At 48.1% G+C, this 9,735-nt stretch carries 10 protein-coding genes; 2 read left to right on the forward strand and 8 right to left on the reverse strand.

Annotated elements, in window-relative coordinates; translation table 11 throughout:
* Window positions 1-398 precede the first annotated feature (398 nt).
* A complete protein-coding gene (ampD, locus tag HVE01_RS19395; protein ID WP_125751273.1) occupies window positions 399-965 on the reverse strand; it encodes a 1,6-anhydro-N-acetylmuramyl-L-alanine amidase AmpD in 567 nt (188 codons plus the stop codon).
* A gap of 83 nt (window positions 966-1,048) precedes the next feature.
* Between ampD and nadC the strand changes: the two genes are divergently transcribed.
* A complete protein-coding gene (nadC, locus tag HVE01_RS19400) occupies window positions 1,049-1,903 on the forward strand; it encodes a carboxylating nicotinate-nucleotide diphosphorylase (RefSeq protein ID WP_125751276.1) in 855 nt (284 codons plus the stop codon).
* A gap of 5 nt (window positions 1,904-1,908) precedes the next feature.
* Here nadC and HVE01_RS19405 read toward each other — a convergent pair whose 3' ends face one another.
* Window positions 1,909-2,436: a GNAT family N-acetyltransferase gene (locus HVE01_RS19405; RefSeq protein ID WP_146945451.1), complete on the reverse strand. Its 528-nt coding sequence runs from the start codon at window positions 2,434-2,436 to the stop codon at window positions 1,909-1,911.
* Window positions 2,437-2,597: 161 nt separating this feature from the next.
* Between HVE01_RS19405 and tsaA the strand changes: the two genes are divergently transcribed.
* Entirely contained in the window at window positions 2,598-3,326 is a 729-nt protein-coding gene (tsaA, locus tag HVE01_RS19410) for a tRNA (N6-threonylcarbamoyladenosine(37)-N6)-methyltransferase TrmO (RefSeq protein WP_125751279.1), read from the forward strand.
* A gap of 19 nt (window positions 3,327-3,345) precedes the next feature.
* Here tsaA and HVE01_RS19415 read toward each other — a convergent pair whose 3' ends face one another.
* From HVE01_RS19415 to HVE01_RS19440, 6 genes are all read right to left on the reverse strand, one after another.
* Entirely contained in the window at window positions 3,346-5,649 is a 2,304-nt protein-coding gene (locus HVE01_RS19415; protein ID WP_146945447.1) for a CHASE2 domain-containing protein, read from the reverse strand.
* A complete protein-coding gene (locus HVE01_RS19420) occupies window positions 5,633-6,913 on the reverse strand; it encodes a FecR family protein (protein ID WP_186808880.1) in 1,281 nt (426 codons plus the stop codon). Before HVE01_RS19420 ends, HVE01_RS19415 begins: the two co-directional genes overlap by 17 nt.
* A gap of 80 nt (window positions 6,914-6,993) precedes the next feature.
* Entirely contained in the window at window positions 6,994-7,914 is a 921-nt protein-coding gene (locus HVE01_RS19425; protein ID WP_146945449.1) for an SH3 domain-containing protein, read from the reverse strand.
* Between the two features lie 84 nt (window positions 7,915-7,998).
* The gene (locus tag HVE01_RS20075) at window positions 7,999-8,328 is read right to left on the reverse strand and encodes a DUF6447 family protein (protein ID WP_213017642.1); all 330 of its coding nucleotides are present in this window, start codon (window positions 8,326-8,328) and stop codon (window positions 7,999-8,001) included.
* A 68-nt stretch (window positions 8,329-8,396) separates the two neighbouring features.
* Window positions 8,397-8,822, reverse strand: coding sequence for a hypothetical protein (locus tag HVE01_RS19435; protein WP_089039761.1), 426 nt, complete (start codon window positions 8,820-8,822; stop codon window positions 8,397-8,399).
* A 94-nt stretch (window positions 8,823-8,916) separates the two neighbouring features.
* Window positions 8,917-9,735: OmpA family protein (locus HVE01_RS19440; protein ID WP_146945450.1), on the reverse strand; the 819-nt coding region annotated here is incomplete at its 5' end.

Genomic DNA, 9,735 nt, shown 5'->3' on the forward strand with positions numbered 1-9,735 from the left:
AAATGACAATGAGCCCCGCCAACCCTTAGGGCCTGGGGCGGCTGCGGTGTTTAACCACCACAGACCGATAAAACGCCGACGCCTAAGCGCCGTGTAGATGTTTTCTTTCTACATTCAACAAGCTACGTACTTTTTGATGTAGTAAAGCTACACAATTGTCGTAAAAGTTAGCCTTTTGTATATGAGAAGATACCGCAAAGTCATCATTCTGCCAATTCCAGCAAGCCCTAAAAGGCTATCGAAAACAGACTATTGCACCGCAACATAAAAAAAACAGTAAGACTTTAGATGAATCTACCAAACGCTCAAAAATGTAGCCAAACTACCGTTTTATTTACTTACGAGTGAAGTACTTAATTAAGTTTACAACGTTCTTTGGAGAATTTATCAGCCCGTCGCTAAGCATCTAACTGCTGAAAATAGTAAGCCCAATCAAAGGCGGGTCCTGGATCAGTTTTACGCAGCGGAGCCACGTGGGCATGACCGGTAATGCGCGACTTATCCAGCTGAGGGTAGCGCGCTATTAGCCACTGAGTTACCGCGACTAACCTTTGATACTGCGCTTTTGTAAAGGGGGTCACGTCATCACCTTCCAGCTCAATGCCCACCGAAAAGTCATTTAAGGCTGTTCGCCACGCCTTATGATATGGGTCCAACCAGAATGAGCGCCCGGCATGCCAAGCGCGATGATCTGTATCAACAAACTGTAAGCATTCACCATCGCGACGAATCAGAAAATGGGCCGATACCCTAAGATGTGCAATCTCAGCAAAAAAGGGATGCTCTGCCGAATTTAGCTGGTTAGTAAACAGCGCCTCAATAGCATCGCCACTAAACTGACCGGGCGGCAAACTAATCGCATGAATAAGTAGTAGTGAGACCTCACTATTGGGGCGCTGATCGCAGTTGGGCGATACCACTTGCCTAGCGTTTGGCAGCCGCCCCTCCAGGGTTGTTCTTTCCATAACCGATACACTCTCCTCTACGTTGGCGTTCTCTTTCACTATAATGCCCAACACACTCAATAACGCCTAGAGAACGCACCGCCATGCATTATGAAAACGCTCTTGCCGAAGAGATACGCGCTAGCGCAGCCCGTCTATTGGCTGAGGACATTGGTCCTGGCGATATTACAGCGCAGCTAATCCCCGAGAACCAGTGGGCAACCGCCAGCATCATTACTCGTGAACACGCAGTGCTTTGTGGTGTTGCCTGGGTAGACGAGATTTTTCGACGGTTAGATAACCGCGTTACGCTACGTTGGCAGGCAGCAGACGGCGACTCTCTTCAAGCAGATCAGTGTTTTTTAGAGCTAGAAGGGCCTGCTCGCAGCCTACTGACCGGCGAGCGAGCGGCCCTAAATATGCTGCAAACATTGTCTGCCACGGCGACATCAACGCGCCATTACGTTGATTTAATTGAAGGCACTAATGTACGCCTGCTCGATACGCGTAAAACGCTGCCCGGAATGCGCCTAGCCCAAAAGTACGCTGTCACCTGCGGCGGCGGGCATAATCATCGCATTGGATTGTGGGATGCCTTCTTAATTAAAGAGAATCATATTACTGCTTGTGGCGGTATTCAGGCAGCCGTTGAGCAAGCTCGTAAACTAGCAAGTGACTTGCCAGTAGAGGTTGAGGTGGAAACGTTTGAGGAGCTTGATCAAGCGTTGGCCGCAAAGGCAGACATTATCATGCTTGATAATTTCGCTTTAGAAGACTTACATGTAGCCGTCGAGATAAACGGTGGGCGAGCAACACTTGAGGCCTCCGGCAATGTTGACGCAGCAACATTAAAGGCAATTGCCGATACTGGAGTTGACTGTATTTCCAGCGGCGCACTCACTAAAGACCTAAAATCAATCGATTTATCGATGCGCATTACCCACACCTACGACGTTTGATGTGCTCAGGTTTCCACAGCACTAAGCTTTTTAACTAAGTGATAGCGTTTCAAGAGTTCGCCACTGCGCTCTACCCACTGTTCGCCGAGGTTGCTAAAACCTCGGCGAATCAAGCGTTCATAAAGCACTAAGCTTGCTTCAATTTCTACACTCGATACGCCCTGCTCAAGCAACATACGTTCAGCGTGAATCAATAGCGTGGTACCAATCCCACGGCCAGTTAGTGAAGGCCATACGTAAAGTGTCTCTATACGTTTGGCGGCAGCATCCAACTCTAAAAACCCTACACACCTCCCATCACAGCTGGCGACTAGCGTCGTATAGAGCGTTTGCCTGGCCGCCCAGGCGCTTGCTTCGCGTGGTAGAGCACTCGCCCAAGCTCGGCGCTCGTCTACACTATAGTGGGAAGCGGCACCCTGCATCACCGCGTGATAAAACACCTCTGCTTGGTCAGCTGCGTCACGGGCACCCCCCTCACGATAGATAATTCGTGGAGTAGGCGAAGCAGGTGTTTGGCTTACGTTAGCACTCATAACATTAGTACTCATCGCTTTAGTATTCATCGCTTTAGTACTTGGCATGTCTACAACTCCACTATTTATCGCTTCGTATCATCACACCTTAAGGGGTATCACACCCCAACTCGATGCTTGACTGCTTTATACTTCGGTTTTACCTACACGTAAGGTGAGTCATGCACGAAATACCCGCAAATGAATCGTTTACCATCAACCCTATAGGCTATATTGAAAGCGACTACCCTGATAAGTTTGGCATTCCTCGCCAACCAGGGCTAGCGACGGCAGCAAAAGCGACACTGGTATTAACGCCTCCCTTCAATACACCGTTAAGCGTTCGTGGGTTAGACGCATTCAGCCACTTATGGATCAGCTTTATTTTTCACCGCAGCCCCGAAGAGTGGGCTCCCCTTGTACGCCCTCCCCGTCTAGGTGGCAATAAAAAAATAGGGGTATTCGCGAGTCGTAGCACACATCGGCCTAATCGTTTAGGACTATCACTCGTTGAGCTAGTGGGTATCGATACACACAACGGTGCACGGCTATTGCTCAAAGGAGCAGACTTAATGACAGGTACACCCGTGGTGGATATCAAACCTTACCTACCTTGGACTGAAGCCGTCCCGGATGCACGCTCGGGCTTTGCCCCAGAACCGCCACCTTTTTACCCCGTAGAATTCTCCTCAGCAGCCGAAACGATGCTCGCGCAACGCGCAGATGCTAATGACTTAAGGCAGCTTATTACCCAAGTATTAGGCCAAGACCCACGGCCCGCCTACCACCATGGTCAATCAGAACGGGAATATGGCATGCAGTTAAGAGATGTCAATATTCGTTTTCAAGTACAACAAACACCAGAGCTAGGCAACGTCATTTATATAGTTAATATTCAAAAAAACAACTAACAATTGGCACTTCGGCAACTCACAACTCACAAATAGGAAGCTTCATGGTGAATTGACTGCCTATCCCATACTCGCTTTTACAGTAAATCTCACCATTATGCTTAGAGACTACCGTTTTCACCAATGCTAGCCCAAGGCCATGCCCTTGCGCTACGCCTCCTTTATCGCTGCGGGTAAAGTCGTCAAAAATATCGTCAATCTCTTCTGGCTCAATACCGACACCATTATCAGAAACCTGCAGCACAACCCACTTATCTTGCCGACATACAAGAACATTAACCTCGCCACCAAGCAGCGTATACTTAACGGCGTTTTCAATTAAGTTAAATACCGCTCTGGAAAGATAGTCTTTATCGCCTAACACAGGAGCCCCATCTTCATCTTGTAGCTCACTCACTATTTTAATATTTTTTACTCTAGCTAGTGAATAAACTTGATCAAGCACCTCCATCACAACATCTTCAAAGAGCACAAACTCTTTTTTCAAACTAAATGACTTGGCTCGTGTTAAGCTAATAAAATCGTTAATCATCCCTAGCCCCATCGTGAGGCACTGTTCCAAATAACTATAGAAGTCAGCTTGTGTTACAGCCGACTCTGGATCTTTTTGGGCTTCTAGAAATGCTAGCGCCCTTGCCTGAGGAGCTTTCATGTCATGTGACAAGAAACTAAGCATACTAGATCGCTGTGCTTCTGCCTCTACCTCACTCGTCAGGTCAACCAGCCATACCAACCACCCTCCAGCGGCACTACTTGTCGTTGTAGACAGCTCTCCCATTTCCAGCCGATACGTATGTCCATCTCTGTCAGTACATAAGCCACCTATTTGAATGGCGTTAACACCACTCGTGCCGATTGGCTGGGGTGGCCATATAGTCGAAAAACCTTTCCCTTCTTCAAAAGTTAGAAAGGATGGCAGCGCATTAATATGATCAATGGCATGTCCCCCTTCCTGGTAAAAAACCGCCAATGCTTTCTTATTTGCCAGCAGAACCTCCCCCTTTTTATTAAGTATAAAGATAGGGAGCGGCAATGAGTGCATCGAATCCAATATGAATCGCCGCCCTTCTACAATTCGCCCTAGTGCAAACTCAAGTGCTTGAGACTGCTGGTAAAGTTTCCCACCCTCTCCGCGAATGTCATCAGGTTGCCTAAATGGCAAGATAGATGGTTCTTGGTATAACAATTCCAACTCGCGCTTAAACCAAGACAGTAAAGCTGCCTGGCTTTGCCAAACAATGGCAATGATGGCGATACCCAATGCTATTAAGCTGGCAAAAGGAGGCCACCACCATCTAAAGTTCAAAGCGATCAGAGAAGCACACAACACTCCAGCAACGAGCGATAGCATCACTAACGGTAAATATCGAAACCTTAACCACCAAGCCAATAGCATTAAGACCACAATCGGCAAACTTGCTAAAAATGCCCCTATCCAGCTATCTACTTCGCGTATATAAGTTTCATTTCGTAGGGCATCGAGCAAATGAGCATGCACTTCCACACCCGGCATTAAACCTGAAGACAATAACGACACATTGTAACGATCGCCCAAGCCAAGAGCAGTCATGCCTACTAAGACAGTACGGCCTTGGAGTAAAGAAGCCGGTACATACCCCATTAATACATCGCGGTAAGAAACCGTTGGATATGAGCCAGACGGACCACGAAACGGTATTCTTATCGCCTCAGTTGACCAGTTTGATGTACCAGCCCCGCCGCTTTTGTTTTGATCCACAAGCAGGGTCATGAGCTGTGGCCACACATCCTCACGGCGCTCTATCAACAGCTCCACTGAACGAGCCACTCCATCAGTATCAAGTTTCACATTGATATGCCCAACGCCTTTGGCGGCAGATAACAATGGAGGGGGAGGGATTAATACATCTCGTGCCCTACCTTCCAGTATCGATTCAGGAAGGAGTGCCATAGGTAGATAAGTTCTGCCATGGCGGTGCATCGCTTCAGCAAGCCGCCGATCTTCTTCAGGTAATCGGCTTGGCTCAACTAGCAGGACGTCTAAAACAATGGAGTGCACACCCGCAGTGTTCAACTGATCAATCAGCTGTGTGTGAATCTCTCTAGGCCAAGGCCAGCGACCCAATGTTTGTAGGCTGGGCTCATCAATCGCTACAACTAAAATATCGTTAGAAGGTGGCTCTGATTGCCTGGAAAGCCAGGTATCGTAAAAAAAATTATCAGATAAAAAGGGAGACAAACTATAAAGAAAAAAAGCAATGGGCAGTAACAAGCTGCCCATCACACACCATGTCATCACAAACCGCCGATGCAATGCTCTAGAAAGGTTACTTCCCTGAGTCATTTAGTGTTCCAGTATCGAGAACAACGGTCATACCTGTACGTTCATCCAAGCTGACAACACGCCAGAATATCTCGTTGCCTGGCAAACGGCTTATCCTCAAAGGACCGTTATTTTGAGGCTCATAGTTTAATAAAACCTGGGTAAACTGGTGATCAGCTGCTAACTGCAAGCGATAGTTTGTTTGTGCTTTATGTAACCACTCGAATATCCACGCGTCTTCCTCCTGGTTAACGGATACTTGATTACCATGGTGATGGATAACGAAAATGGCGCTCTCACCTTCAATACCAAGCTCATCTATAGCGGCTATACGCACATGGTAGAACCCAGGCGAAAGCGGGACGAACTGTATCTGGCTACTCTGAGACCGCTGATCACGCATGATGGTTAAAAAGTTTGGATCACTTGCTATCTGTGCTCTGAAAGCCTGCCCCTGCATAGGTGACGAAATATCTACTTGTATGGCCTCATTCGGCAGCGAACTAATAGTCACGTTCTCTGGTGGCGGTAATAGCGCTACGACCTGGATACCACCTGTTCCATCAACACGCGCCCCTTCGCCCTGATCTATTGAGGCTTCTGCAGTATTCACCCGGTGTTGAGCAGCAACATTCCCTTCATAAACCGACGTCAGCAGTGTTTCGTCAGCATAGCTTGCCCGAAAGTGAGTACCGCGCACACCTAGAACGCCCGCATTGGTTTCTATATTGTATGCTCGCCTGCGCATGCGATTTTTCGGCACATAGGACTCCACCTCTCCTTGCTCTAATTGAAACGTGATACCTCTCTCACCTTCACGCTTTAACACAATGCGTGAATTAGAAGGTACCACCGCTCTAGCGCCGTCACGCATTTGAACGGTCAAGGATGAGCCTGGGCCAGTTTGAATAACAGAGCCAACCTCAATAAGGTCACCACTCATCAAAAGGCTTTCACTGTTCTCTTCAACTAACCATGCATCACCCGAACGGTATAGAACTGACAAAGGAAAAGGGTCGAAAGCACTGAGTTCCACTAGGGTGTCGGGCTGAAGCTTGAAGGGGTCAGTTATCGCATTCACTTGCTGCAAGGCAGGCCATTCGTCAGGCGTGCCATAATAATATTCGGAGATGTCCCAAAGTGTATCGCCTGGCATCACTTGGTGAGTATCAGATGCGTAGGAAAGACTCCCGGTCAGTAAAAAAACACTCCCGAACACAACACTTGAAAAATACCGCAGCAGCGACTTAGTTTTCGGGCGACTCCCACTACTTTTTATATTCATAACGCCACCACCCTCAATGCGCATAGGTATGCTCAGTAATGTACTCGTTGCTCAAACAACACTCGTTCATATCAAAAAAATCATTCAATAAGCGTATTGGATACCCACCCCAGCATTGGCCCCTGCTCGCCCTCAAAATAAATGTGGCTCCAGCCATCCACACTGCCCAGTACATAGACGCTAGTCCCTTGGTCCAACTGGGTAATACGCTGATGATTTGTACCATTACCCGCACGAATATTAATACGGCTGGCAGCTACCGTTTTTTGCTCAAGGTGTTCGCGACTTTCCCTAATATTACCCAGCGCTAACTCGTTACCGCCTCGCGCCGCATTCGCAAACCAGAACACCGCCCACGCATAATTGCGATCGACACCACGGCCTCGGGCATACAAAGCCCCTAGATTATTCTGGGCAAAGGGATCATTCTGCTTAGCAGCCCGTTCGTACCATTCAAATGCTCGGCTAAAGCTTTGCCCTACACCGCGCCCATTCTCATAAAGGCTACCAAGGTTATTCTGAGCAGGCACATGGCCTTGTTCGGCTGCAAGTTCAAACCAACGCGCTGCCAGCGCAGGGTCTTCCTCTACCCCCACCCCCTCAAGATATAGTAGCCCTAGCTGAAATTGCGCTGCGGCATCGCTCGCCTCTGCGGCTTTTTCGAGCCACTCAACAGCATCTGCAGGCCCCTTACCGTCAATTTCTTCGCGAAGAAACAACTCAGCAAGACGCATTTGAGCATCAGATTCTCCGTTATCTGCTGCTAAACGATACCACTTATAGGCTTCGTTCTTATCTTCGCCAATCCCTTCTCCACGCTCAAACATCATGCCTAACGCAAACTGAGACTGCCCATCACCTCGCTCAGCAGCCGTACGCCACTCATGAATAGCGGAGGCGTAATGACCACGTTGGTATTCGTTAAGCCCTGCCTCATAATCCGCACTGGCTAGCGTGCTAATCCCGACAAAAACAAGGCTCAACCAGGGTAGTATCCTCATACTTAGGCCTTCCTTCACAAAAGCCCGATAGACTCTCGCCTACCGGGCATTCAACAAAATTGAGCAATCTCACAGCTTACAAGATTACTTCACTGGCGTTACCGACTGCGTCACTTCTGCCAAAATACGGGCATAAGTATTACGAGCCGTTTGCGTAATAGCCAGTTGATCTTGTAAACGCTGTAGTTCTTGATCAGTTACTCGCAAGTTCTGAAGCTGTTCGCGCCCCTGTTGTCCCAGGCTTTCAAGCGTGTACTTTTTACCGTCTATCGTGACCGTTGGCTGTGCTGCTTGCTCACCGACGGCAACCGCAGATTCACTTTCGTTAGCAGTTACGTTTTTGTCGTTTTGAGTGGCTTCACTTTTACTAACTGCACTGCTTTTTGCTGAACCTGTCGCACGCTGTTTGCTCATATAAAACGACCTCTTTAATTAATTTATTAGATTAAAGCAATAATATTATTTCAATTTACGATGAGATATCAGTCTTCAACTGACTCTTCTGCAACTGACTCTTCTTCAACTGCTTCAATAGCGTTAACATCTTCAGCTGGCATACCGACACGCTCATGGGTCAGTACACAAAGTACACCCGTGTTTGTATGTTGAATTTCAAAGTTGGTATCACAGAAAAGAGCCATGGTGTTAAGCACACGGTTTTCAAGTAACAGTGGGTTTTGCAAGTCATTTTCACTAACGACCAAACGTGCTAAAAATAGGCCACCTTCCGGACACTCTAGCGCTTGTTCGTCACTTACTGCTACACATATCGAGCTTTGATCCACTGACTCCTTAGCTGGTTGCTGTTGCTCTTGCTGCTCCGCCATGACTCCCATACTGAATACAGATAGACCAACTGCCGCCACAACTGCTGCTACGAACGTCGTGAGATAGCCAACATACTTCATTATTAAGTTCCTAGTTTCTAGTTTTTAAAAGACAGGGGGTAACATCCCCCACCATTAGTAATTAATTTTTAGTACTAATTAACTAAATTAGCAACTAACGAGACGTCTCAGTAACCGTGATTTCAACTCGTCTATTCGGTCGCAAACACTCAGTCACACTTGGCGTTGCAATCCTCCCTGGGCACTCAACAACAGGATCTGCCATACCATGGCCAGCCGTCATAATATTTGAGCGGTGCACACCTCGGGTTGCCATACGGGCTCCCACGGTCTCAGCACGAGAGTTAGATAATGCTAAGTTATAAGCTTCATTACCAAAGCGGTCTGTATAACCCGCAATCGATATACTCGGATTTACAAAGTCATTTGTAATTGCCTGAGTTACCTGATCGACGGTTCGCTGCCCTTCTAACGTTAGCGTGTCGCTATCAAAATCAAATAACACGTCACCTGATAAGGTTAATTTCTCTTCGCGCGGCTCTGCGGCGATCTCTTCTACTTCAATGGGTATCAGTAACGCCGGGCACTGTGCATTTCGCCAACGGGTGCTTTCTAACGTCATGTCATCGCCATAGTGCACTTGGTATTGGCAGGTGAGGTACTCATTGCCATTCCCCGTGTACAGGTTAAACACGTAGTTCCACTCCCGCACCCCAAAGAACCCTTCCGCGTAATGGGGGTTACCAATGAGCTGCCGTACTTGCTCTTTGCTTTGCCCTTCTGCAATGCGCAGCACGCTATCCGGATCGACAAACTGCCCCCCGTCATACCAGTTGTCCGCTAGCGCTGGAAAGCCATCATCCACTTCACCTAGCTCTGCACGGTCGCTGTTAGGCGAGCTAGCACAGCCCGCTAAAACGAGAACGGCGGCGATACTGGCGGCCCCAAGGGCCGCCTTGTTCATCATTGTGTT

It is taken from the genome of Vreelandella venusta, from assembly GCF_007989605.1.
Classification (GTDB): Bacteria; Pseudomonadota; Gammaproteobacteria; order Pseudomonadales; family Halomonadaceae; genus Vreelandella; species Vreelandella venusta.

Bases quoted from the DNA above. Each gene is read 5' to 3' on its own strand.
- nadC (WP_125751276.1), top strand. From the start codon at position 1,049: ATGCATTATGAAAACGCTCTTGCCGAAGAGATACGCGCTAGCGCAGCC.
- HVE01_RS20075 (WP_213017642.1), bottom strand. From the start codon at position 8,328: ATGAGCAAACAGCGTGCGACAGGTTCAGCAAAAAGCAGTGCAGTTAGT.
- ampD (WP_125751273.1), bottom strand. From the start codon at position 965: ATGGAAAGAACAACCCTGGAGGGGCGGCTGCCAAACGCTAGGCAAGTG.
- HVE01_RS19405 (WP_146945451.1), bottom strand. From the start codon at position 2,436: ATGAGTGCTAACGTAAGCCAAACACCTGCTTCGCCTACTCCACGAATT.
- HVE01_RS19415 (WP_146945447.1), bottom strand. From the start codon at position 5,649: ATGACTCAGGGAAGTAACCTTTCTAGAGCATTGCATCGGCGGTTTGTG.
- HVE01_RS19420 (WP_186808880.1), bottom strand. From the start codon at position 6,913: ATGAATATAAAAAGTAGTGGGAGTCGCCCGAAAACTAAGTCGCTGCTG.
- HVE01_RS19435 (WP_089039761.1), bottom strand. From the start codon at position 8,822: ATGAAGTATGTTGGCTATCTCACGACGTTCGTAGCAGCAGTTGTGGCG.
- tsaA (WP_125751279.1), top strand. From the start codon at position 2,598: ATGCACGAAATACCCGCAAATGAATCGTTTACCATCAACCCTATAGGC.
- HVE01_RS19425 (WP_146945449.1), bottom strand. From the start codon at position 7,914: ATGAGGATACTACCCTGGTTGAGCCTTGTTTTTGTCGGGATTAGCACG.